This window comes from Rhizobium brockwellii, assembly GCF_000769405.2.
In the GTDB taxonomy this organism is placed as follows: Bacteria; Pseudomonadota; Alphaproteobacteria; order Rhizobiales; family Rhizobiaceae; genus Rhizobium; species Rhizobium brockwellii.
This window is the reverse complement of record NZ_CP053439.1, coordinates 4,628,720-4,653,252: the sequence shown is the minus strand read 5'-3', so window position 1 is coordinate 4,653,252 and position 24,533 is coordinate 4,628,720. Positions and strand designations below refer to the sequence as shown.

Here is a 24,533-nt window from a genome sequence, read left to right as displayed (position 1 = left end):
ACTGACATGAGCGATGCTGCGATGAAACTGGTGGTGGTTGGCGCAGCAGGACGCATGGGGCAGACGCTGATCCGGCTCATCCATTCGATCGATGGCGTGACGCTGCATGCCGCGGTCGAGCGTGCCGGCTCGCCCTTCGTCGGCAAGGATGCCGGCGAGATCGCCGGTCTCGGCCCGATCGGTGTCGTTATCGTCGACGATCCGCTCAACGCTTTTCTCGATGCCGAAGGCGTGCTCGACTTCACCTCGCCCGCTGCAACAGTAGAATTCTCAGGCCTCGCCGCGCAGGCCCGCATCGTCCATGTCATCGGCACGACGGGCTGTTTACCCGACGACAATGCCAAGATCGCCGCGGCGGCCCGCCATGCCCGCATCGTCAAGTCGGGCAATATGAGCCTCGGGGTCAATCTGCTCAGCGTGCTCGCAGAGCAGGCAGCGCGTGCGCTCGATCCTGATGACTGGGATATCGAGATCCTGGAAATGCACCACAAGCACAAGGTAGATGCGCCTTCCGGCACCGCCCTTCTCTTCGGTGAGGCCGCGGCAAAGGGGCGCAGCATCGATCTGGCCTCGAAGTCGGTCCGGGTGCGCGACGGCCATACCGGCGCCCGCGAAGCGGGCACGATCGGCTTTGCGACGCTGCGCGGCGGCTCCGTCATCGGCGAGCATTCCGTGCTTTTTGCCGGCGAAGGTGAAATTGTCACCCTATCGCACAGTGCGGCCGACCGCTCGATCTTCGCGCGCGGCGCCATCAAAGCGGCCCTTTGGGCACGCGACAAGAAGCCGGGTCTCTATTCCATGCTCGACGTGCTCGGGCTTTCTTCCTCATAACGATACTACGGAGGCATATTCATGAGCGGTACCCTCGTCCTCGTTCGCCACGGCCAGAGTGACTGGAACCTGAAGAATCTCTTCACCGGCTGGAAGGATCCCGATCTGACCGAGCTCGGCGTCCAGGAAGCTAATGCAGGCGGGGCTGCGCTCGCCGAATACGGGATTAAATTCGACGTCGCCTATACCTCGGTGCTGGTGCGCGCGCAGCACACGCTGAAGCTCATCCTCGACAAGGTCGGCCAGCCCGATCTCCAGACGATCCGAGACCAGGCGCTGAACGAGCGCGACTACGGCGACCTCTCCGGCCTCAACAAGGATGATGCACGCGCCAAGTGGGGCGAGGAACAGGTGCATATCTGGCGCCGTTCCTATGACGTGCCGCCTCCCGGCGGTGAAAGCCTGCGCGACACCGGCGCCCGCGTCTGGCCCTACTACCTCACCGAAATCCTGCCGCGCGTGCTCAGAGGCGAAAAGGTGCTGGTTGCCGCACACGGCAATTCGCTGCGCTCGCTGGTGATGGTGCTCGACAAGCTGAGCAAAGAAGGCGTGCTCGCCCTCAATCTCGCCACCGGCGTGCCCATGGTCTACACGCTGAAGGCGGATTCCACCGTCGCTTCCAAGGAAGTGCTCGGCGACATGTCCAGCGCACATTGATCTCAGCTGATCTTTCCCCGCTTCGGCGGGGAAGGCATTCAGTTCTCGATGGTGAACTGCACCCGGTCGGCCGCGAAGCGGCTGATCGAATATTGCACCGGCACACCCTCAAGATCGGTATTCATCGCCTTGGCGATCAGAAGGATGGCGCCAGGGGTGAGTTCGAGGTCGGCCATATCGGCAGCACTCGCATGGGCGGCTGTCACCTCGGTCGTGGCGCGGACATAATCCGACAGGCCGAGTTCGGCAAAAGCCTTGGTGATCGATTCCGCCGTCCGGTAGGCCTCACCGATACCGGCAAAGCGCTTGGCGGGAAACCAGCTCGTCGCCCTTGAAACCGGGCGCTTGTCTGCCTGGCGCAATGTTTCCAGGCGGATCACGTGTTCTCCCGGCTTCAGACCCAGCCAGCGGGCGATCTCGGCACTCGCTTCCTCCCTCGCCTCATCGAGCAGAAGGCCGCGCATTTCACGCGCCTGATCGCCAATGCCGGCGGTGAATCGCGTGCGCCGCGTGATCGGGAAATTCAGCCGCTCCTTGCGCTCGATCAGCGTGCCGCGACCTTGTACCGCACGGACGATACCCTCCTGCGCCAGCGCCGCCAGCGCACTGCGCACCGTATGCCGGTTGACGCCGAATTGCAGCGCCAGCACGGTTTCCGGTGGTACCATTCCCGTTTCGTCATAGGTTCCGCTGCTGATCGCCTCGCGAATCCGATCAGCGATCTGGCGCCAGAGCGCCACGCCGGTTTGCCTTTGCACCTGCTTCAATCCCGCCATTCCACCCCTGCCCGCTATTTCACGCCTTCTGCATAATTCGATCCATAAATCGATTCCGATTTATGGATCGAATTATGCAGCAATTCAAAGTGCTACAGCGTCCTTTGCGCGTCTGAAAAGACGCGCGGCGCTGTAGGATGTCACACGCTTGTCACGACATCGATTTAGAGCTAAGTGTATCTTGTATGGTTGTCTATATCAATAGACATTTAAAGGGAAGCGGCGATGATATCAGCGGACAGCAAAGACGCCGCGTCACAGACGGCATCCGGGCGCAAACGCGCCGCCGATCTGCTGGCGCGTGCGGAGCGCAGCGAACTCTCGGCAGTCTTCGATGCGCTGCCGCAAAAGCCTGTGGCCCATCAGGTGCGCGGACCGGAGACCGGGCTGGTGATGGTGCGCGGACGCATCGGCGGCGGCGGCGCTCCCTTCAATCTCGGTGAAGTGACCGTGACGCGGGCGACGGTCCGGCTCGACACCGGCTCGGTCGGCCATGCACAGGCGCTCGGCACCGACCGCGAGAAGGCCAGGCTTGCGGCGATCTTCGACGCGCTCTGGCAGGAGGAGGCGACGAAGGACTTCGTCGAACAGGCCCTGCTTTCACCGATCGCTGAGCGGATCGCCGATGCCGAACGCCGCAAAGCGGACGAGACGGCGGCAACCCGCGTCGATTTCTTCACCATGGTACGGGGAGACAACTGATGGGCCTGAAGACAGAAGCTCTGACCGGCGGTTTTGCCGAGCCCGTCTTTCATGCCCAAAGCGTCTTCAAGATGCTGATGGACGGCATGGCCCGCCCCGGCACGATCCAGACCGTTCAGCCCGATGTCGCTCCGCCAGCACCGCTTGGCATCGCCGCCGGCACGATCGCGCTGACGCTTTGCGACCACGACACACCCGTATGGCTTTCCCAGGGACTGGCGAAATCCGCTGTGCCGGAGTGGCTCGGCTTCCACACCGGCGCGCCGTTGACCAGCGAAAAGGCCGAGGCGCGTTTTGCCTTCACCGAGGCCGGCACCGCACTTTCCTCCTTCGGCCTCTTTGCATCAGGCACGCAGGAATATCCCGACCGCTCGACGACGCTCATCATCGAACTTGCCGAACTCGAGGGCGGCCGCAGGCTGGCGCTGATGGGCCCAGGCATCCAGAGCGTGACGGAGATGGCGCCTATCGGCCTGCCGGAAACCTTCATGCGGCTCTGGACCGAGAACCGTGCGCTCTTTCCGCGCGGCGTCGACATCGCGCTGACGGCGGGCAAACGTTTCCTCTGCCTGCCGCGCACCACCAAGATCACAGCAACGGAGATCTGAGCTCATGTATGTTGCCGTCAAGGGTGGCGAGACTGCCATCGCCAATGCCCACCGCCTGCTCGCCGACCGCCGCCGCGGCGACCGTTCGCTGCCGGCGATCGGCATCGAACAGATCGTGGCGCAGCTGGCGCTCGCCGTCGACCGCGTCATGGCCGAGGCCTCGCTTTTCGACCGCACGCTCGCAGCCCTCGCCATCCGCCAATCGCGCGGCGACATGATCGAGGCGATCTTCCTGCTGCGCGCCTACCGCACGACGCTGCCGCGTTTCGGCTATTCGAAGCCGCTCGACACGGCTGATATGACGATCGAACGCCGCATCTCGGCGACCTACAAGGATCTGCCGGGCGGCCAGCTTCTTGGGCCCACCTTCGACTATACCCACCGCCTGCTCGATCCCTCGCTGCTTTCGGACGAGGCGGTCGAGACGCCCGCTCAGCGCGCCGCCGAGACCGGCCGCGTCATGCGCGTCTCGGAAATCCTCGGCGAGGAAGGCCTGATCGAGGCCGACGGCGACATGCCGGAAGATCACGAGATCGGCGACCTGACCCGCGAGCCCATGGAATTCCCGATGACCCGGGATCTGCGCCTGCAGGCGCTTGCCCGCGGCGACGAGGGCTTCCTGCTGGCGCTCGGTTATTCCACCCAGCGCGGCTACGGCCGCAACCACCCCTTCACAGGTGAAATCCGCATCGGCGACGTCGAGGTAGAATTCGACGTGCCGGAACTCGGTTTCGCCGTCTCGCTCGGCACGATCCAGATCACCGAATGCCAGATGGTCAACCAATTCAAGGGTTCGGCCAAGGCGCCGCCGCAATTCACACGCGGCTACGGCCTGGTCTTCGGCCAGAGCGAGCGCAAGGCGATGGCGATGTCGCTGGTCGACCGGGCGCTTCGCGCCGAAGAGCTCGGCGAGGATATTACCGCACCGGCACAGGATGAGGAATTCGTCATCTCGCATTCCGACAACGTCCAGGCGACGGGCTTCGTCGAGCACCTGAAGCTTCCGCATTATGTGGATTTCCAGGCCGAACTCGATCTCGTCCGCCGCATGCGCCGCGAATTCGAAGCCGCCCGCAACGGTGGCGAAGACATGAAGGAAGCCGCCGAATGACCGATCTGGCCAGCTACAACTTCGCCTATCTCGACGAACAGACCAAGCGGATGATCCGCCGCGCCATCCTGAAGGCGATCGCCATTCCGGGTTACCAGGTGCCCTTCGCCTCGCGCGAAATGCCGATGCCCTATGGCTGGGGCACCGGCGGCGTGCAGGTGACGGCCTCGATCATCGGACCGGACGACGTGCTGAAGGTCATCGACCAGGGCGCCGACGACACGACCAACGCCGTTTCCATCCGCGCCTTCTTCCAGAAGGTCGCCAATGTCGCGGTGACGACGCACACCAAGGATGCGACGATCATCCAGACACGCCACCGCATTCCCGAAGAAAAGCTCGGGGTCGGGCAGGTGCTCGTCTACCAGGTGCCGATCCCCGAGCCGCTGCGCTTCCTCGAGCCGCGCGAAACCGAGACGCGCAAGATGCACGCTCTCGAAGAATACGGCCTCATGCATGTGAAGCTCTACGAGGATATCGCCCATAACGGCCGCATCTCACGGACTTACGCCTATCCGGTGAAGGTCCACGGCCGCTATGTCATGGACCCGTCGCCGACGCCGAAATTCGACAATCCGAAGATGCATATGTCGGACGCGCTGCAGCTCTTCGGAGCCGGGCGCGAGAAACGCATTTATGCGGTTCCGCCCTATACCGACGTCGTCAGCCTGGATTTCGAGGATTACCCCTTCGATATCCAGCGCTTCGACAAGCCCTGCGCCCTTTGCGGCGCGGAAGAAGTCTATCTCGACGAGGTGGTTCTCGACGACAAGGGCGGGCGGATGTTCGTCTGCTCCGACACCGATCATTGCGAAGACCGCCGCGCGCACGGACATGCCGGCGAGATGCTGGCCCGGGAGGCTGCAGAATGAGTGATACCCCGCTTCTCAAGGTTCACGACGTTTCAAAATTCTACGGCAACCGCATCGGCTGCCGCGACGTCTCCTTCGAGCTCTGGCCCGGCGAGGTGCTCGCCATCGTCGGCGAGTCCGGCTCCGGCAAGACGACGCTGCTCAACTGCCTCTCCACCCGGCTGCTGCCGAGTACCGGCAGCGTTGAATATCATATGCGCGATGGCAGCTACCGCGATCTCTACCGCATGAACGAGGCTGAGCGGCGCTTCCTGATGCGCACCGACTGGGGCTTCGTGCACCAGAACCCGGCCGATGGTCTGCGCATGACGGTGTCGGCCGGCGCCAATGTCGGCGAACGGCTGATGGCGATCGGCGACCGGCACTACGGCAAGATCCGCGCGTCGGCGATCGACTGGCTCGAACGCGTCGAGATCGACGCCGACCGCATCGACGACCAGCCGCGCGCCTTTTCCGGCGGCATGCGCCAGCGATTGCAGATCGCCCGCAACCTCGTCACCGGCCCGCGCCTCGTCTTCATGGACGAGCCGACCGGCGGCCTCGACGTCTCGGTTCAGGCGCGCCTGCTCGATCTCGTGTGCGGCCTCGTCAACGATCTCGGCCTCTCGGCCATCATCGTCACCCACGATCTCGCAGTCGCCCGCCTGCTCTCGCACCGGATGATGGTGATGAAGGACGGCTACGTCATCGAACACGGGCTCACCGACCGCGTGCTCGACGACCCGCGCGAACCCTATACGCAGCTGCTCGTCTCCTCGATCCTGCAGGTCTGAGGGAAGCGCAGAACCGCGCCAACCTTTTGTTTTTACGAAATTCCGGACGGAAAACGCTTCACACTTTTCCTGGAATCGCTCTAGAAAGAAGTAATCATGGCAACGCCCCTCGTCGTTTCCGAAGTCTCGAAGAGCTTCACCATGCATCTGCGCGACGGCATCAAGCTACCCGTCGTCTCCGATGTCGCCTTCTCCGTCGCATCGGGCGAATGCGTCGTGCTCGGTGGCCCATCGGGCATCGGCAAGAGCTCGCTACTCAAGATGATCTACGGCAATTATGCCGTCGACACCGGCCAGATCCTCATTCGCCACGACGGACGCATCGTCGATCTCGCCTCCACCGATCCGCGCACCGTGCTCAACGTCCGCCGCAGTACGCTCGGTTATGTCAGCCAGTTCCTGCGTACCGTGCCACGGGTCGCGGCGATCGACGTGGTTGCCGAACCGCTGGTGGCACGCGGCGAGGATACCGCCAAGGCCCGGGAAAAGGCGGGCGCCCTGCTTGCCAGGCTCAATCTGCCGGAAACGCTCTGGCAGCTTCCGCCCGCCACCTTCTCCGGCGGCGAGCAGCAACGCGTCAACATCGCGCGCGGTTTCATCACCGAGCATACGATCCTGCTTCTCGACGAACCCACAGCCTCGCTCGATGCCAGGAACCGTGCCGTCGTCGTCGGCATGATCGCGGAAAAGAAGAAGGCGGGTGTGGCCCTTCTCGGCATCTTCCACGACGAGGAAGTGCGCGAAGCCGTCGCCGACCGCATCCTCGACGTCCAGCAGTTCTCACCCAGAAAGATCGCTGCATGAGCCGCAAGCTGGGTATCGAGCCCTACTTTCATGAAACGGCATCCGTCAGCGATTCCACCTTCGGGCGCTATACCGAGGTCTCGGAACGCTGCCGCATCAGCGAGGCCACGTTCGGCGACTATTCCTACATCATGCAGGACGGTTCCGTCTGGTGTGCGACGATCGGCAAGTTCGTCAATATCGCCGCCGCCGTGCGTATCAACGCCACCAACCATCCGACCTGGCGCGCGACACTGCATCATTTCACCTATCGCGCCGCCGACTACTGGCCGGACGGCGACATGGAGACGGACTTCTTCGCCTGGCGGCGGGCAAACCGCGTGACGATCGGCAACGATGTCTGGATCGGCCACGGGGCGACGATCCTGCCAGGCGTCAGTGTCGGCAACGGCGCGGTGATCGGAGCCGGAGCCGTCGTCTCGAAAGACGTCGCGCCTTACGCGATCGTCGGCGGCGTACCGGCCAAGCTCATCCGCGAGCGCTTTCCAAGAGAGGTCGGCGAACGGATGGACAGGCTTTCCTGGTGGGACTGGGAGCACGACCGGCTGCGCCAGGCGCTCCAGGATTTCCGCAACCTGAGCGCGGAAGATTTCCTGTCCCGTTACGGGGGTTAAACCCCCGATATAGGGGCGGAGAATTGTGACAGGACTTACACAAATATGACATGCGAGGTTCATCAAGCGGGACTAATGCGATGCTGACCAAGGCCTGGATCGCAAGGGAAGAGCATGATGTTCGAGCTGAAGAATGTCACACGTCGTTTCGGAAAAAAGCTCGCCGTCGATTCCGTCACGCTCGCCATTCCCCAGGGCCAGATGGTCGGCGTCATCGGCCGCTCCGGCGCCGGCAAGTCGACGCTGCTGCGCATGATCAACCGCCTTCAGGAGCCGAGCTCCGGCTCCGTTCATTTCGCCGGCGTCGAGGTCTCCGGGCTTCGCGGCCAGGCGTTGCGCAACTGGCAGCGCGACTGCGCGATGATCTTCCAGCAGTTCAACCTGGTGCCGCGCCTCGACGTTCTCACCAATGTCATGCTCGGCCGCCTCAATCATCGCTCGACGCTTATGAGCCTGCTCAACATCTTCACCCGCGAGGAACGCGTGCATGCCATCGCGGCACTCGAACGCCTCGGCATCGAGCAGACGGCGCTGCAGGCAGCCGGCACGCTTTCCGGCGGCCAGCAGCAGCGCGTGGCGATCGCCCGCGCGCTGATGCAGAACCCGAAGATGGTTCTCGCCGACGAGCCGATCGCCTCGCTCGATCCGCTGAACGCCAAGATCGTCATGGATGCGCTGCGCGATATCAACGAGCGCGAGGGCATCACCGTCATCACCAACCTTCACACGCTCGACACCGCCCGCAACTATTGTGAGCGCATCGTCGGCATGGCCGGCGGCCGCGTCGTCTTCGACGGCAAGCCCTCGGAGCTGACCGCCGAAGCAGTGAAGGAAATCTACGGGACGGACAAGGATGGCGCCGGCATCGACGAAACGGTGACGTCGACCGCGATCAATATCGCCCCCGAGCGGGCAGACAATCAATCCGCCGGCACCCAACCGCTGGCGCTGGCCGGTCTCTGAGAGAGACGGCTGCGATCGAGCGCCCGCGTCAAGGGCACACTTCTTCGTAACGGGAAGGCCGGGGACACCGGTCAATAGGAGAGAACATGTTGAAGAAAGCACTCTTTGCGGCAACGGCGCTCTTCGCGCTCGCCGGCGCTGCCCATGCTGCAGACCTCAAGGAATTCCGCATCGGCATCCTTGGTGGTGAAAACGAAACCGACCGCCTGCGCAACTATGCCTGCCTTGCCGACCACCTGAAGCAGGAATTCGGCTTCGAGAAGGTTTCGCTCTTCCCAGCCGCCGACTATGACGGCGTGATCCAGGGTCTGCTCGGTGGCACGCTCGACTTCGCCGAACTCGGCGCCTCCGGCTACGCCGCCGTCTACATCAAGGAGCCGAAGGCTGTCACGCCGATCCTGACGACGCAGCAGAAGGACGGCTCGACGGGTTATTATTCGATCGGCCTCGCCCTGAAGTCCTCCGGCATCAAGAACATCAAGGACGCCAAGGGCAAGAAGCTCGGCTACGCCGATCCGGATTCCACCTCGGGCTACCTCGTTCCGCTGACGCAGATCCCGAAGGACACCGGCGCACCGAACGACAAGTTCTTCGCCTCGACCCAGTTCAACGGCGGCCACGAGAACAACCTTCTCGCTGCCTATGACGGCAAGGTGGATATCGCCGTCGACGATAGCTCGGGCATCGGCGACTTCAAGGACGGTTACACCTCCGGCACCTTCCGCAAGGAAGTCGACAAGGGCGCCGTCGATCCGAACAAGCTGGTCGAAGTATGGCGTTCGCCGCTGATCCCGAACGGCCCGCTCGTCGTTCGCAACGCTCTCGGCGAAGAGTGGCAGACGAAGCTTGCAGCCTTCTTCACGGCTCTGCCGGAAAAGGATCACAAGTGCTTCGCAGCTATCGAAGGCGGCGACTACAAGGGTTACGCCCCGGTCAAGCACGACTTCTACAACGCCGTTGTCGACGTCCGTAAGGCAGCCATCGGCGGCTGATCGGTTTTTTGAATACAGGGCGGCCGGCAACGGCCGCCCTTTATCTTGCGACGACAATGGTGCACGTCTTTTCGAGAGCCGCAAAGGACGCTGAAGCACTTTGAATGATGCAGTAGGCGAGGCGTTGATGACTATTGCCGATACACAGCCGCATATGCAGAGCACCAAGGAGATCGGCACCGCCTGGGACCGGATGGTCGCCAAGCGCCGCCTCTATACCGTCCTCGGCCTGGTTATCCTGATTGCGGCTTTCGTCAGCTCCGTCCGCTTCGCCGACGAGAGCAATGCCGGCCATTTCTTCGACCGCCTGCCGCATCTCTTCGACTTCCTGAGCTGGCTCATCCCCAAGGAGTGGAACGACGTCTGGCGCGCACTGTTCGACATAGCGAGCGTCAACGACAAGGGCGGCGAGGAATTCAATTTCGACAAGGGCCGCGTCTACGTCTGGGGCGCCTTCTACATTCCCGAATATTTCGAGCTGATGATCGTCACCATAAACGTGGCGCTGATTTCGACGATCATCGCCTTCGTTTTTGCCGTCCCTTTGAGCTTCTTTGCCGCGCGCAACCTGACGAATTCATGGTCGCTGCGCATCGTCACCAAGCGGCTGATGGAATTCCTGCGCGCCTTCCCTGAAATCGTCATTGCCGGTCTGTTTTCGGCGATCCTGTCGATCGGGCCGGTCGCCGCCATCATCGCCATCACCCTGCACACGATCGGCGCGCTCGGCAAACTCTTCTACGAAGTGGCCGAAAATATCGACATGAAGCCGCATGAGGGCATGAAAGCCGTCGGCGCCAACTGGTGGGAGCGCATCCGTTTTGCCGCCCTGCCGCAGGTGCTGCCGAATTTCACCTCCTATGCGCTGCTGCGCCTTGAGATCAACGTGCGCGCCTCGACCATCATCGGCGCCGTCGGCGGCGGCGGCATCGGCGAGGAGCTGAAGCTTTCGATTTCGCGCGGCTTCGGCGCCAAGACGGTGGCGCTCGTTCTGCTGCTGTTCGTGACCATCGTCGCCGTCGACCAGTTCTCCGCATGGCTGCGCCGCCGCCTTGTCGGCGAGCACGCCTTCCTCCTGCAACATTGAGGCCGCCATGACGGTGATCGACGCAAACCGCATGCACGAGATAGAAACGCGCTATCCGGAATATTTCCACCGGTCGTTCCGCCAGCGTTTCGGCGGACTGATGATCCTCATCGCAACGCTGCTCTACAGCCTCTATGCCGTCTGGTTCTTCGACCTGCCCAAACTTTTCACTGAGGCCCATTGGGAGCGCGTCGGCATCTATCTCAGCCAATGGGTGAGCTACGACGTTCAGCCGGAATTCCGCATCGAGGGTGACGGCTCGATCGACATCCGTTATCCGCGCTTCTCGCCGCTCGGCGACAATCCGCATCCGGACTGGCTGGTCAACAACCCGGATGGCAGCATCACCGTTTCGATCAGCGGCACCAGCCGCAACGTCACCGTCTCGAAGAGCGAGACGATCGTCACCGCGCATGGCATCAGCGTCCCGGTAGACGTTTCGAGCGGTGCGCCCAAAGTCGTCGGACCGGTGCCCGGCTGGATGACTGTTTATGACGACAACGTGCTGGCCGATCTTGGCTTTGCCGGCAATGTCAGCATATCCGTCGACCGGGTGAAGATCCGCAAGCGTTTCATCGGCTGGGCGAATTTCATCTTCGACACGCAATCGTCCTTCTTCGACAAGCCGGTCGGCGAGGTTGTCAGCCTCATCGTCTCCGGACCGCGCATCAAGCCCGACCAGTCCAACCTGTCGCTCGCCTTCGACGACATCTGGAACAACAGCGAATGGCAGCACGGCGACGTCTGGACCAAGCTTTTCCAGACGATCGTCATGGCGTTCCTCGGAACACTGCTCGGTTCGCTTACCGCCTTCCCGCTCGCCTTCCTGGCAGCGCGCAACATCACGCCGAATCGCCTGCTGAACCAGATCCTGAAGCGCTTCTTCGATTTCCTGCGCTCGGTCGATATGCTGATCTGGGCACTATTCCTGACGCGCGCTTTCGGTCCCGGCCCGCTTGCCGGCAGCGGCGCGATCTTCCTCACCGAGACCGGCACGCTCGGCAAACTCTATTCCGAAGGCCTCGAGAATATCGACAACAAGCCGCGCGAAGGCATCAAATCAACCGGCGCTCAGACCGTGCTCGTGCATCGTTACGGCATTATGCCGCAGATCGTTCCCATCTTCGTCAGCCAGACGCTCTACCAATGGGAATCAAACGTACGCGGCGCGACCATTATCGGCGCCGTCGGCGCCGGCGGCATTGGCCTGAAACTGTGGGAGGCCATGCGCACCAACGCCAACTGGGAAAACGTCGCCTACATGGTCATCCTGATTCTGATCGTCGTCTTCATTTTCGACACCGCCTCGAACGCGTTGCGCCACCGGCTGATGGGCACGAAAGCCCACTGATCGATCCCTCAAAGCCGCGGCGGCCCGGCCGCCATCATCATTCTGTCACGGAAATCTTTTAGCCGGGAGCCTGCTTGCGGTTCGCCGCCAAATCACTGCACAGTGCTCTCCCCGTTTGGACGATCTCCAGGATAAAAGCCTTGCGCTACGCTCTCTATTTCTCGCCGCCGAAGGATGATCCCCTGACCGGCGCGGCCTCGCTCTGGCTCGGCCGCAATGCTTTCACCGGCGAGACCTATCCGGCACCGGAATATGCGCAACTGGGTGCGGCAGAGCAGTTCGAGCTGACCGCCGACCCGCGCCGCTACGGCTTTCACGCCACGATCAAGGCGCCCTTTTCGCTCGCCTCCTCGGTCACCGAGAAGGATCTCATGACCGTTGCCGAGGATTTTGCCCAGCGCACCCAAGCCTTCGAGATTCCTGAGCTTGTGCTCGGCCAGCTCGGCCGTTTTTTTGCCCTCGTTCCCGGTTCACTGCATCAACCTCTTCAGGATTTCGCCGCGAAGGTGGTAAGGTCGTTCGAACCGTTCCGCGCAGCGCTTTCCGAGGCCGATATGGAGCGGCGCAATCCGGAGAAGCTCAGCGACAGCCAGCGCGCTCATCTGCTGCGCTGGGGTTATCCTTACGTCATGGAGGATTTCGGCTTTCACATGACGCTGAGCGGCCAGGTGCCCGAGACACGCGCCGCGGTGATGAAAGCGATCCTGACCGAGCATTTTGCCGATTTCACCGGCCGGCCGCTTTTGATTTCCGGCCTTGCCGTCTTCATCGAGGAGACGCGCGGCGCGCCATTCAAAGTTCATTCCTGGCTACCGCTTGCCGGCGCCAAAAGCTGAAAGACCTGACGACATGAGCAAAGAGACCGTGTTTTCCAACGCCCGCATCGTTCTCGAGGACGACATCCTCTCGGGCTCGATCCTCATCCGCGACGGGAAGATCGCCGACATCTCCGGGGGCAACTCGGTAGCCGGCGAAGATTTCGAAGGCGACTACGTCATTCCCGGCCTCGTTGAGCTGCACACCGATCATCTCGAAGGCCATTATCAGCCGCGCCCCGGCATTCGCTGGAACAAGACCGCCGCCATCCAGGCGCATGACGCCCAGATCGTCACCTCAGGCATCACCACGGTGTTCGACTGCCTGCGCATGGGGGCAGACGAGGACGGCGGCTTCGAACATGGCGAGATGCGCGAGATGGCCGATGCCATCCAGTCGGCAGAGACGGAAGGCAGGCTGCGTGCCGAGCACCTGCTTCATTTGCGCTGCGAGGTGTCGGCCGACAACGTGCTCGAACATTTCGCCGATTTCGAAAACGACCGGCATGTGCGGCTCGTCTCGCTGATGGATCATGCGCCTGGCCAGCGTCAGTTCCAGACGATGGATCAATACATTTTCTACTACCAGAAGAAGCGGGGCCTGAGCGACGAGGCCTTCGCCCGTTTCGTCGCCAAGCGCCAGGCAGAATCGGCGCGCAATTCGACGCCGCACCGCAACGCCATCGCCAAGGTCTGCGCCGAGCGCGGCATCACCGTGGCAAGCCATGACGACGCGACGCTCTCCCATGTCGACGAGGCGATCGACAACGGTGTGCGCCTGGCCGAATTCCCGACCAGCTTCGACGCCGCCCGGGCGTCGCACGGACATGGCATGAGCGTGCTGATGGGCGCGCCGAACATCGTGCGCGGCAAATCCCACTCCGGCAACATAGCCGCCCGCGACCTTGCCGAAATGGGCGTGCTCGACGTGCTTTCCTCCGACTACGTGCCGCTCAGCCTGCTGCATGCGCCCTTCATCCTCGCCGATGAGGTAGAGAGCATCAGCCTGCCGAAGGCGATCGCCATGGTGACGTCGACGCCCGCCCGTACCGTCAGCCTCGATGATCGCGGCCGGATCGCGACGGGGCTGCGCGCCGATCTCGTGCGCGTCCACCGTTCGCATGGCGTGCCGGTGACACGCTCGGTTTGGCGCCAAGGACGCCGTGTCGCATGATGCCGCACGAACCCCACCCCGGAGCCGGAGCCGAGCGCGGCATCATGGTCGTCGTCGTCGGACCGAGCGGTGCTGGCAAGGACACGCTGATGAACCTCGCGGCCCGGCGTTTCAAGGGCCGCGACGATGTGCATTTCGTCCGCCGCGTCATCACCCGTCACCGTGACGCCGGCGGCGAAGACCATCTTTCCGTCTCCCTCGAAGGTTTTGCCGCCATGGAGCAATCAGGCTCCTTCGCCGTCTGGTGGGAAGCGCACGGCCTGAAATACGGCATTCCGGCCGAGGTTTCGGTGGCGCTGTCGCGAGGTCACATTGTCGTCGCCAACGGTTCACGCTCGGCGCTTCACCGGTTCCAGGCCGCCTTCCCGCACCTGAAGGTCATCAATGTCACCGCCCGCCCCGAGGTGCTCGCCGGCCGGCTGGAGGCACGCGGACGCGAAACGCATGAGGATATCATGGCCCGGCTCGCCCGCGGACCGCTGACGGTGCGCGGCGAATATGACGTGGTGGAGCTCGACAATAGCGGCTCGCTCGAAGAGGCCGAGCAGAAGATGATCGGGATCCTCAACGGATTACTGCCCAAGACGCACTGAACAGATCGAGAGGAAGGGCATGCGCGCCATCAAGGTGGTCGACTACGATCCTTGCTGGCCGCGGCTGTTTGCCGAGATCAGCACCGAGGTCTCGATCCTGCTCGGTGACCGCCTGCTTTCCATCGATCATATCGGCAGTACATCGGTGCCTGGCCTGCCGGCCAAGCCGAAGATCGACCTTGCTGCCGTGATGATATCCGACGCCTTCCTGCCGGCGGCGATCGAGATCGTGCGCGCTGCCGATTTCGTCTTCCACGGCGATACCGGAGAGCAACGATGGGCCTTCACCCGAGATCATGAAGGTTATGGGTTCAGGCTCTATCTTTGCGGGCCTAATAATCGCGCGCATCGGGACCGCATTCTGTTTCGCGATTATATCAGGGATCACCCCGAGAGGGCCAAGGCCTATGCCGATCTGAAGGGCCGGCTGGCTGCGGAGGCAGACGGCGATTGGGATTTTTATACCGGCGGAAAGACCGATTTTGTCAGCGAGACGGTTCGGCTGGCTGCCTTGAAGACGTAAAACAGGAATCCGTCAGACGCCCTGGCCGGCGGCGATTACTCGCCGTCGCCCCGTCCCGAGACGATCTCGCGCTTGCCGACATGATTGGCCGGGCCGACGAGGCCTTCCTTTTCCATGCGTTCCACCAATGAGGCGGCGCGATTGTAGCCGATGCCGAGGCGGCGCTGGATATAGGAGGTCGAGCATTTCTTGTCGCGCATGACGACCTTCACCGCCTGTTCGTAAAGCTCATTGCCATCCTCGGAGGCCATAGCGCTCTTGTCGAAGACGGCGCCGGCCTCTTCCTCTTCCGTCTCTTCCTCCTCGTCGGCGGTGACGGTATCGAGATATTCCGGGCGGCCCTGGGTCTTCAGATGGGCAACGACCTTTTCGACCTCGACATCCGAGACGAAGGGGCCGTGGACACGGGAAATCCGCCCGCCACCTTGCATATGCAGCATATCCCCCTGACCGAGCAGCTGTTCGGCGCCCTGTTCACCGAGAATGGTGCGGCTGTCGATCTTCGAGGTCACCTGGAAGGAGATGCGGGTCGGGAAGTTCGCCTTGATCGTGCCGGTGATGACGTCGACCGACGGTCGCTGTGTCGCCATGATCAGATGGATGCCGGCGGCGCGCGCCATCTGGGCGAGGCGTTGGATTGCCCCCTCGATGTCCTTGCCGGCGACCATCATCAGATCGGCCATCTCGTCGACGATGACGACGATATAAGGCATCGGTGTCAGGTCCAGCGCCTGGCTTTCCTCGATCGGAGTGCCGGTGCCCTTGTCGAAGCCGACCTGGACCATGACATGGATGGTCTCGCCCTTTTCGCGGGCCTGGGCGACGCGGTCGTTGTAGCCGTCGATGTTGCGGACACCAAGGCGCGACATCTTGCGATAGCGCTCCTCCATTTCGCGCACGGCCCATTTCAGCGCCATGACCGCCTTCTTCGGATCGGTGACGACGGGCGTCAGCAGATGCGGAATGCCGTCATAGACGGACAGTTCGAGCATCTTCGGGTCGACCATGATCAGCCGGCACTGTTCCGGCGTCATGCGATAGAGCAGCGACAGGATCATCGTATTGATGGCGACCGACTTGCCGGAACCGGTGGTGCCGGCGACGAGCAGATGCGGCATCTTGGCGAGCTCGGCGATGACAGGCTCGCCGCCGATGGTCTTGCCGAGGCCGAGCGCCAGCTTGTAGCCGCTCTTCTCGAAATCCTGGCTCTCGATCATCTCACGGAAATAAACGGTTTCACGCGTGACATTCGGCAGTTCGATGCCGATGACGTTGCGACCGGGGACCACGGCAACACGGGCCGAAAGCGCCGACATCGAGCGGGCGATATCATCGGCAAGGCCGATGACGCGCGACGATTTCACGCCCGGCGCCGGCTCGAATTCGTAGAGCGTGACGACAGGACCGGGACGGACATGGATGATCTCGCCCTTGATGCCGAAATCCTCAAGCACGCTCTCCAGAAGCCCGGCATTCTGCTCCAGCGTCTCCTGCGACATGATCTCGCCGAGGCGTTCCGGCGGTTCCTGCAGCAGCGCGCGCGGCGGGAATTCATAGCCGGATGCGTGGATCCTTTCAGGCCTCGCGGCCAGGCGCGGCGAAGGCAGAACCGCGGCGACGGGCGGCGTGCGCTGCGGCGCTGGTGCTGTCTGAGGGGCTGACGCAATTTGAGGGGTTGGCGTGACCTGAGCGGCTGGCGCAGCCTGAGGTGCCAGCATGACCGGTGCCTCGACAATAAGGCGCCTGGGCTTTTCCAGGGACGGGGCGGCCGCAGGGCGCGCGGCAACCTTCGTGGAGACCGCGGCGGGCTGCGACGGGCGGGAGACGACGGGAGCGGGGGCCGGCCGGCCGGGGCGCCATTCCATGATCCGGAACAGCGACGTGATCGATTCGGGTGAGGTCTCAGTCTTCGGGAACGATATCAACGGCGGCGCGCGAACAGGCTCTGCCTCTTCGAAGGCCATGACTTCCCAGAAGGCGAAATCCGAAATGGAGGAAAGCTCGGCGCTGGCGCGGAAAGCCGGCGCGCCTGCCTCATCAAGCAAAGGTGACTGCTGCAGTTCAATCCTCTGCGGTGCTGCGGAAATTTCGTCCGGCTCCGGCAGATAAATATCGAACGGCACGTCGACGGCAACCGGCTCTATCCGTATCGCCTGCTGTCCAATCTGCGAATCATCGCGAACCGGCTCATTCGGCGCGCGCCGCCTGCTGATCAGCGTTTCCGGCGTGCGGGTGAAGCGGACATTCGGCGCGAGGGAAAAGTTGCTCTGCCAGATGGGTGCCGCCGGCTTCTCCCCTGGGTTTTCCTCCGGAAGGTCCGTTTCAATCTCGCTGGAAAAATCTCCGGCATCCGTCAAATTGGTTCTGGGAAAACGCATGCGTCCGCTACTCACTCATGCTTTGCAAATTACGACCCTACCGGGATAGAAAAGGAAGGTTAATAAGTTCCTTCCTGCCGTATCGTTCCGATGCGGCCCCTTTGGGTAAATCGCTGCACTTTCAATGAGTTCTGACGGCGAGAAAAATCTTTGCGATTTTTGGGGAAGCGCTCTAAAGCGCGTCGCAATCTTTTAGATCGCTCCTGGCGCTTTAGGCTTTATTTCCACGCATGTCGTTGTCGCAAAACCGCTGCACAGTTTTGCGCGACAGGCTTTAGTGCGCCTCGTCCCAATTGGTGGCGGCGCGTGCATCGACCCTCAGCGGCACACGCATTTCCAGCGCCGGCATGGTGGCGTTTTCCATGACAGAGACGATTGTTGGCATCGCCTTTTCGACATCCTCGTCCTCGACTTCGAAGATGAGTTCGTCGTGCACCTGCAGCAGCATGCGGACGCGATCGGCAAGGCCGACTTCAACAAGCGCCGGCTCTATCTTGATCATTGCCCGGCGAATGACGTCAGCAGCCGAGCCCTGGATCGGCGCGTTGATCGCCGCACGCTCGTTAAAGGCACGCACGGATGGGTTGGACGAGCGGATTTCGGGATAGTTGATGCGGCGACCGAAGATCGTTTCGACATAACCCTTGTCGCGCGCCATCGCCTTTCGGCTTTCCATATAATCGCGGATGCCGGGGAAACGCTCGAAATACTTCTTGATGTAGTCGCCGGCTTCCGAACGCTCGATCGAAAGCTGATTGGCAAGGCCGAAGGCCGAGATGCCGTAGATGATGCCGAAATTGATCGCCTTGGCGCGGCGGCGCACCTCGCCCGGCATGCCTTCCACCGGCACGCCGAACATTTCCGACGCCGTCATGGCGTGGATGTCGACGCCATCTTCGAAGGCCTTGGTCAGCTGCGGGATCTCGGCCACATGGGCAAGCACGCGCAGTTCGATCTGGCTGTAGTCGGCGGAGATCAGCTTGTGGCCGGGCGTCGAGATGAAGGCGGTGCGGATCTTGCGGCCTTCTGCGGTGCGCACCGGAATGTTCTGCAGGTTCGGCTCGGACGAGGACAGGCGCCCCGTGGTCGTCGATGCCAGCGAGTAGGAGGTGTGGACCCGCTTCGTCTCGGGGTGAACGTAACCCGGAAGCGCGTCGGTATAGGTGGATTTCAGCTTGGTGACCTGGCGCCAGTCGACGATCTTGCGCGGCAATTCGAAACCGGCGGCGGCCAGATCCTCGAGCACCTGCGCGGAGGTAGACCATTGGCCCGTCTTCGTCTTGCTGCCGCCGGAAAGGCCCATCTTGCCGAACAGGATATCGCCCAGCTGCTTCGGCGAGCCGATGTTGAAACGTTCGCCGGCCAGCACGTAGATCTCATCCTCCAGCCTTGCTGCACTCTGGGCCAGCTCACCGGAAAGCCGCGACAGGATCTGCCGGTCAACGGTGATGCCGCGCGCTTCCATGCGTGCCAGTACGGGCAATAGCGGCCGCTCCAGCCGTTCATAGACGCTGGTCAGCCCTGCCGCCGCCAGCCGTGGCTTCAGCACCAGCCAGAGGCGCAGCGTGACGTCGGCGTCTTCAGCGGCATAGTGGGTGGCGCGGTCGATATCGACCAGATCGAAGGTGACGTTCGCCTTGCCGCTGCCCGCCACGTCCTTGTAGGGGATCGGCGTATGGCCGAGGAATTTTTCCGAGAGCGGGTCCATGCCATGCGCGCCGGTGCCGGCGTCGAGCACGTAGGAGATCAGCATCGTGTCGTCGAAACTCCTGGTCTCGATGCCGTAGCGCTTCATCAGCAGGTAATCGTATTTCAGGTTCTGGGCGACCTTGAGAACCGCTTCGTCCTCCAGCAATGCCTTCAGCCGTGGCAGGGCATCGCCCATCGGGATCTGGTTTTCGGCAAGGCCGCCGCCGAGCAGATCGCCTACGCCGTTCTTATGGACGAGCGGCACATAGGCGGCACGGATCTTCGTACCGGTGGGATCGGCGGTATTGTCGGCGATCGCCAGCGAGAAGCCGACGAGCTCGGCCTGCATCGCATCCAGCGAGGTGGTCTCGGTATCGAAAGCAACGAGGCCGGTGGCGCGCGCATCGGCAATCCAGCGGTCGAGCGTCGCCAGATCGCGGATCGTCACATAGGCCGAATGATCGAAGGGCAGCGCCGCAAAGGCCTCGGCCCGCGCCTTGGCAAGATCGGCGGGCGAAAAGGCGCCCTCGACAGCGGTCTTCGCCTTCGTGCGCGGCGGCACCGGCACGGATTCGCCCGAGACGTCGGGGATGCCGCCGGCAACAGGCTCGGTCTCGGCCGCATCGAGATCCGGGCCGCGGGCAGCCTCACCCCATTCGATGCGGACGATCGCCGGTTCGATGGCACTCGCATCGCAATCGCAGGCCTCGGCGACGCGGCGCGTCAGCGTGGTGAATTCCATCGTCTTCAGGAAGCCGATCAGCTTCGGGCCGTTCTGCGGTTCCAGCACCAGCGCGTCTAGATCAAGATCGAGCGGCACATCGGTGCGCAGCCGCACGAGGTCGCGCGAGAGCCTGGCCATGTCGATATTGGCGAGGATCGTCTCGCGGCGCTTGACCTGCTTGATCTCGGTGGCGCGTTCGAGCAGGGTGTCGAGATCGCCGTATTCCTCGAGCAGCTGGGCGGCGGTTTTCGGGCCGATGCCAGGAATGCCGGGAACATTGTCGACGGAATCACCGGTCATCGCCTGCAGGTCGATCATCTTTTCCGGCGGCACGCCCCATTTCTCGATGACATCGGGAATGCCGATCTGCTTGTCTTTCATGCTGTCATACATGTGGACATTGGGGCTGACGAGCTGCATCAGATCCTTGTCGGAGGAGACGACGGTGACATCGGCGCCGGTCGCTTCGGCTTGGCGGGCATAAGTGGCGATGATGTCGTCGGCCTCGAAGCCTTCGGTCTCGATGCAGGGCAGATTAAAGGCGCGGGTCGCCTCTCTTATAAGGCCGAATTGCGGGATGAGCTCTTCCGGCGGGGCGGAGCGGTTCGCCTTGTAGGCGTCGTAGAGATCCTTGCGAAACGTCTTGGCGGAATAGTCGAAAATGACGGCAAGATGTGTCGGCGTGACGCCGACATCAGTATTGCGCGCATCCCTCAGCAGTTTCCACAGCATGTTGCAGAAACCGGACACGGCACCGATCGGCAGGCCGTCGGTCTTGCGGGTCAGCGGCGGCAATGCATGAAACGCCCGGAAGATGAATCCGGAACCATCGACTAGGAAGAGGTGATCGCCTTTTTTCATGCGTGCATGGATAGCGCGGGCATGGGACGAGGTCCATATGGAGTTCGGCATAAAGTTCGGCGCGCGAAAAGGATTATGCCGCTCGGAGCGTCACACGGCGCCGCGCGTCTTTTCGGACGTGTAAAGGACGCTGAGCACTTGGCGTTGCTGCATAATTTTATCCTTCCATCGATTCCGATCCCCGGAATTGTGCGGCAGGGATTCCGGCTCACCAAACTGTTACCGATTTGTAACGATGGCCCTCCCTTGAAAAACCACATTCTGAGCCACAAATCCATGTCACCGGCGCTTGATCGCGTCGCGGGTCTGATTACCGGCTTGTCCCCCGCCGCGTCAGGCTTGGACAAAGGCCTTATCCCCCTCTCCGGGCCTTTGTCCCCACTTTAAAGTCGCCATGGCCAACCTCCAGGCCATGGCGATTTTTGTTTTTTCCAGGCACTCGAAATTATCATCACGGCTTGCATGTTTAGGAGCATCGTATGCGATTTGCTGCATTGTCTCCGGCATGGTTTTGAGCCTAACTTGCAATCATGGGATTTAACCGCATGGATTCGGGAGCTTACCTTGCCAGCCAGCTGGCGAAGGGTTTTGCCCGCTCGCTGCACCAGCGCGCGGTCGGGCTCGGTTTTTCTCCGGGCCAGTTCCCCATTCTGCTCGAACTTTGGGCCGAGGACGGACTGACCCAGAAACAGCTTCTCGTGCGGGTCGATATCGAGCAGGCGACCATGGCCAATACGCTTTCGCGCATGGTGCGCGACGGGCTGATCGAACGCCGGCCGCATCCGTCCGACAAGCGGGCGCAACTGCTCTTCCTGACGCCGAGAGCGCGCGCCATGGAGGCCGAAGCGATCGAGACCGCGCGTGAGGCCGACCTGGCGCTGTTTAAAGGTTTTCGAGTTTTCGAGCGTGAGCTGACACTCGAATATATCCGCCGGCTTCTGGAAAACGCCAAGGCGCTCTGACCACTGCGTAATTCCTTAAATCGGAATCGATTTGAGGATAAAATTACGCAGCAGTCCAAAAGTGTTGCAGCGTCCTTTGCGCGTCTGAAAAGACGCGCGGCGCTGTAAGATCACTCGCCCGCACCATATGCGCGTCGCAATGAGGACACGCCGGTTTCGATCTGCGCGGTCAGGACGTTTTCGCGAGCGGCAAGCTTGATGCTCGGCTCGATATCCGGCTTGCCGAGTAAAAGGCCTTGCACTTGCGCGCAGCCTTCCTCGACGACGATCCGGCGCTGAATCTCGGTTTCCACGCCCTCCGTCACAACAGGCATGCCGAGGCTATGGCCAAGGCCGATGATGGCGCGCACGATCGAGCGCGCCGCCGCATCATGTTCCAGCACGCCGGTGAAACTGCGGTCAACCTTGATCTTGTCGAAAGGGAATGAACGCAGGTTGGAAAGCGAGGAAAAACCGGTGCCGAAATCATCCATGACGATGTGCACGCCGAGCTTGTGCAGCCGCAGCAGCGTCGTCATCACCCGGTCGCGATCGCGAATGAGGGCCGCCTCGGTGATCTCGAGCTCCAGCCGGCTGGGCGCAAGCCCGGTTTCAGCGAGGATCGCCTCGATCCGCTCGCAGAGGTTCGGCAGCATGAATTGAACAGGCGAGAGATTGACGGCGATCATCAACGGCAGCGGCCAGCGCACAGCCTCGCTGCAGGCCTGCTGCAACACCCATTCGCCAAGTTGGACGATCGAGCCGCTTTCCTCGGCGATCGGGATGAAGATATCGGGCTCGGTCAAGCCGTGACCTGGTCGGTTCCAGCGCATCAGGGCCTCATAGCCGCCGATCTCGCCGCTCTGCGCATCGAGGATCGGCTGATAGCTGACATGGATCTGGTTGCGGATGATCGCATGGCGCAGTTCGCTTTCGATCTGGCGGCGGTTCCGTGCCGCCTTATCCATTTCCGCGTCGAAGAAACAGACCTTGCCGCGACCGTTATGCTTGACGCGGTAGAGGGCAGTATCGGCATTGTTGCAGAGTTCTTCAGCAGCAGCCCCATCCGCGGGATAGAGTGCGATGCCGACGCTGACGCCGACGGCGGTCGGGTCACGCGCCGTGTCCATCTCGGCGGCGAATTCGTCGAGGATGTCAGCCGCAAGCTTTTGGGCCGCCGCCGGCTGCTGCCCGGCGAGCTGAATGATGGCGAATTCATCGCCGCCGAGGCGGGCGACCGTATCGCTTTCATCGGCCACGCGGCGCAGGATCGAGGCGACCTTGCGGAGAATGCGGTCGCCTTCGGCATGGCCGAAGATATCGTTGACGGCCTTGAAGCGATCGAGGTCGAGATAGAAGAGGGCAACCTCGCTGTTCTTTCGTTCGGCCATCTGCAGCGCCTGGCGGATGCGGGTATCGAACAGCGACCTGTTCGGCAGATCGGTGAGCACGTCGTGGTGAGCGAGATGCTCGATCATCTCTTCGGCCTGCCTGCGCTCGGTGAGATCACGCACCGCCAGCACCTCGCAATTGTGCCCGCGATAGACGATCCTGCTCGCGGTCACGTCGACGGCGATCTCCCTGCCGTTCCTGGTGTTGAGCAGCGTCTCGCTGGGTTTGTTCTGCCCAGCCCCCTGAATAGTGGTCAAAACTGCCGAGGGCGACTTGCCGGCGAGACCGGCAAGCTTCCAGCCGGAAAGCCCCTGGAAGCGTTCATTGGCATCGATGATCCGGCCTTGGCGCAGGATCAGGAGCCCTTCCTGCGAAGCATTCGCGAGCCCCCTCAGATCCGTCAGATGGCTTTCGATAAAGACCGCCGCGAGCGCAATCAGAATGAGCGTGGTCGCCGCCACCACGACGATCGCAGCAAGCAGGCTGGCGTCGAGCACCGCTGCTGGAACTTGCTTGCCGGGATCCGGCAGGAGTGTGATGCTGGCCATCGAGATGAAATGGAGAGCGCAGATCGCGAGGACGAAAGTAATTGACGAGGCGAGGAGCCGTCGCTGTCCCTTCAATTGAAAAAAGGCGTGGAAGGCGGCGCTCGACAACAGCGCTCCTGCGAGAACCGCACTCAGCGTCATCAAGGGATCATAAAGGATTGTCGCCTGCGTTTCGATCGCCTGCATGCCGGTCAGGTGCATGGAGGCAATGCCGAGCGCCATCAGGACGCCCCCGCGGATGCGAGAAAACCTGCCGCGGCTTTCCGAAGCGACGAGGATCGCCGCCCACGAACCGACAACCGACAGGAGGAAAGAAAGCGCCGTCAGGCCCAGTTGGTAGCCGATCGGCATGCCGCCGTCATAGGCCAGCATCGCGATGAAGTGCGTTGCCCATACGCCGGTGCCGAAAGCAAATGCCGAGGCGCCGATCCAGAGCTTGCGCCGCCCGGCATCGCATTCCTGGGCGCGGGACAGCAGTAACATGGCCGCCATAGCGCCGACCAGGCAGACCGCGGCCGCCGCAAGCACCAGCCGCCAATCGTGGTTGTCCCGAATACATGTAATGACCGAAAACATCTGCCCCTCCCACAGCTGAATTCGGTCAGGTTATTTAGGTTATGCTAAATAACGGTAAATTGAATTAGAATTCTCTTCTATATTATCCAGCAAATCTTCTTGATGTTCGTCTATGCCCTGCCGGTCTTTCGCGGCGCCGATTTTTCGTTTTTCCGCCTCGCCTGCCCTTCTGGTTTGG

Annotated in this window: 22 protein-coding genes; 18 read left to right on the top strand and 4 right to left on the bottom strand. The window is 62.2% G+C overall.

Going from position 1 to position 24,533, the window contains the following annotated elements:
- Positions 1-6 precede the first annotated feature (6 nt).
- A complete protein-coding gene (gene dapB / locus RLCC275e_RS22655; protein ID WP_033181119.1) occupies positions 7-831 on the top strand; it encodes a 4-hydroxy-tetrahydrodipicolinate reductase in 825 nt (274 codons plus the stop codon).
- A gap of 21 nt (positions 832-852) precedes the next feature.
- Positions 853-1,488 (top strand): 2,3-bisphosphoglycerate-dependent phosphoglycerate mutase, encoded by a 636-nt coding sequence (locus tag RLCC275e_RS22650; protein ID WP_033181118.1) that lies wholly within the window; start codon positions 853-855, stop codon positions 1,486-1,488.
- Between the two features lie 38 nt (positions 1,489-1,526).
- On the opposite strand, the gene phnF is transcribed toward RLCC275e_RS22650, so the two are convergent.
- Entirely contained in the window at positions 1,527-2,264 is a 738-nt protein-coding gene (phnF, locus tag RLCC275e_RS22645; protein ID WP_033181117.1) for a phosphonate metabolism transcriptional regulator PhnF, read from the bottom strand.
- A gap of 225 nt (positions 2,265-2,489) precedes the next feature.
- On the opposite strand from phnF, the gene phnG reads away from it, so the two are divergent.
- The 15 genes from phnG to RLCC275e_RS22570 all read left to right on the top strand — a co-directional run bounded on the left by phnG (position 2,490) and on the right by RLCC275e_RS22570 (position 15,246).
- Positions 2,490-2,966 (top strand): phosphonate C-P lyase system protein PhnG, encoded by a 477-nt coding sequence (gene phnG, locus RLCC275e_RS22640; protein WP_033181116.1) that lies wholly within the window; start codon positions 2,490-2,492, stop codon positions 2,964-2,966.
- Positions 2,966-3,574, top strand: coding sequence for a phosphonate C-P lyase system protein PhnH (phnH, locus tag RLCC275e_RS22635; protein ID WP_033181115.1), 609 nt, complete (start codon positions 2,966-2,968; stop codon positions 3,572-3,574). Before phnG ends, phnH begins: the two co-directional genes overlap by 1 nt.
- 4 nt (positions 3,575-3,578) lie before the next feature.
- Complete coding sequence (locus tag RLCC275e_RS22630; protein ID WP_018495759.1) at positions 3,579-4,685, top strand: carbon-phosphorus lyase complex subunit; 1,107 nt, start codon at positions 3,579-3,581, stop codon at positions 4,683-4,685.
- A complete protein-coding gene (locus RLCC275e_RS22625; RefSeq protein WP_012759691.1) occupies positions 4,682-5,557 on the top strand; it encodes an alpha-D-ribose 1-methylphosphonate 5-phosphate C-P-lyase PhnJ in 876 nt (291 codons plus the stop codon). Before RLCC275e_RS22630 ends, RLCC275e_RS22625 begins: the two co-directional genes overlap by 4 nt.
- The gene (gene phnK / locus RLCC275e_RS22620) at positions 5,554-6,330 is read left to right on the top strand and encodes a phosphonate C-P lyase system protein PhnK (protein WP_033181114.1); all 777 of its coding nucleotides are present in this window, start codon (positions 5,554-5,556) and stop codon (positions 6,328-6,330) included. The genes RLCC275e_RS22625 and phnK overlap by 4 nt, the downstream gene beginning before the upstream one ends.
- A gap of 96 nt (positions 6,331-6,426) precedes the next feature.
- The gene (phnL, locus tag RLCC275e_RS22615) at positions 6,427-7,134 is read left to right on the top strand and encodes a phosphonate C-P lyase system protein PhnL (protein WP_033181113.1); all 708 of its coding nucleotides are present in this window, start codon (positions 6,427-6,429) and stop codon (positions 7,132-7,134) included.
- A complete protein-coding gene (locus tag RLCC275e_RS22610; RefSeq protein ID WP_033181112.1) occupies positions 7,131-7,748 on the top strand; it encodes a DapH/DapD/GlmU-related protein in 618 nt (205 codons plus the stop codon). Before phnL ends, RLCC275e_RS22610 begins: the two co-directional genes overlap by 4 nt.
- A 117-nt stretch (positions 7,749-7,865) precedes the next feature.
- Entirely contained in the window at positions 7,866-8,711 is an 846-nt protein-coding gene (gene phnC / locus RLCC275e_RS22605; protein WP_033181111.1) for a phosphonate ABC transporter ATP-binding protein, read from the top strand.
- An 86-nt stretch (positions 8,712-8,797) separates the two neighbouring features.
- Positions 8,798-9,703 carry a phosphonate ABC transporter substrate-binding protein gene (gene phnD / locus RLCC275e_RS22600; protein WP_033181110.1) on the top strand — a complete coding sequence of 302 codons (906 nt, stop codon included), beginning with the start codon at positions 8,798-8,800 and terminating at the stop codon, positions 9,701-9,703.
- A gap of 127 nt (positions 9,704-9,830) precedes the next feature.
- Positions 9,831-10,790, top strand: coding sequence for a phosphonate ABC transporter, permease protein PhnE (phnE, locus tag RLCC275e_RS22595; protein ID WP_033181109.1), 960 nt, complete (start codon positions 9,831-9,833; stop codon positions 10,788-10,790).
- A gap of 7 nt (positions 10,791-10,797) precedes the next feature.
- Positions 10,798-12,141 carry a phosphonate ABC transporter, permease protein PhnE gene (phnE, locus tag RLCC275e_RS22590; RefSeq protein WP_033181108.1) on the top strand — a complete coding sequence of 448 codons (1,344 nt, stop codon included), beginning with the start codon at positions 10,798-10,800 and terminating at the stop codon, positions 12,139-12,141.
- A 140-nt stretch (positions 12,142-12,281) separates the two neighbouring features.
- Entirely contained in the window at positions 12,282-12,977 is a 696-nt protein-coding gene (locus RLCC275e_RS22585) for a DUF1045 domain-containing protein (RefSeq protein WP_033181107.1), read from the top strand.
- A 13-nt stretch (positions 12,978-12,990) separates the two neighbouring features.
- Entirely contained in the window at positions 12,991-14,130 is a 1,140-nt protein-coding gene (locus RLCC275e_RS22580; RefSeq protein ID WP_033181106.1) for an alpha-D-ribose 1-methylphosphonate 5-triphosphate diphosphatase, read from the top strand.
- On the top strand, positions 14,127-14,723 hold the full coding sequence (phnN, locus tag RLCC275e_RS22575; RefSeq protein ID WP_033181105.1) for a phosphonate metabolism protein/1,5-bisphosphokinase (PRPP-forming) PhnN: 597 nt from the start codon (positions 14,127-14,129) through the stop codon (positions 14,721-14,723). Before RLCC275e_RS22580 ends, phnN begins: the two co-directional genes overlap by 4 nt.
- A 19-nt stretch (positions 14,724-14,742) precedes the next feature.
- A complete protein-coding gene (locus RLCC275e_RS22570; protein ID WP_033181104.1) occupies positions 14,743-15,246 on the top strand; it encodes a GrpB family protein in 504 nt (167 codons plus the stop codon).
- A 35-nt stretch (positions 15,247-15,281) separates the two neighbouring features.
- Here RLCC275e_RS22570 and RLCC275e_RS22565 read toward each other — a convergent pair whose 3' ends face one another.
- Both RLCC275e_RS22565 and polA read right to left on the bottom strand, forming a co-directional pair.
- Positions 15,282-17,624 carry a DNA translocase FtsK gene (locus RLCC275e_RS22565; protein ID WP_033181103.1) on the bottom strand — a complete coding sequence of 781 codons (2,343 nt, stop codon included), beginning with the start codon at positions 17,622-17,624 and terminating at the stop codon, positions 15,282-15,284.
- Positions 17,625-17,898: 274 nt separating this feature from the next.
- Positions 17,899-20,898, bottom strand: a complete 3,000-nt coding sequence (polA, locus tag RLCC275e_RS22560; RefSeq protein ID WP_033181750.1) for a DNA polymerase I — start codon at positions 20,896-20,898, stop codon at positions 17,899-17,901.
- Between the two features lie 545 nt (positions 20,899-21,443).
- On the opposite strand from polA, the gene RLCC275e_RS22555 reads away from it, so the two are divergent.
- On the top strand, positions 21,444-21,860 hold the full coding sequence (locus RLCC275e_RS22555) for a MarR family winged helix-turn-helix transcriptional regulator (RefSeq protein ID WP_033181102.1): 417 nt from the start codon (positions 21,444-21,446) through the stop codon (positions 21,858-21,860).
- A gap of 110 nt (positions 21,861-21,970) precedes the next feature.
- Here the strand turns inward: RLCC275e_RS22555 and RLCC275e_RS22550 are convergent, their stop codons facing one another.
- Positions 21,971-24,355 (bottom strand): bifunctional diguanylate cyclase/phosphodiesterase, encoded by a 2,385-nt coding sequence (locus tag RLCC275e_RS22550; protein ID WP_033181101.1) that lies wholly within the window; start codon positions 24,353-24,355, stop codon positions 21,971-21,973.
- Between the last annotated feature and the right edge of the window lie 178 nt (positions 24,356-24,533).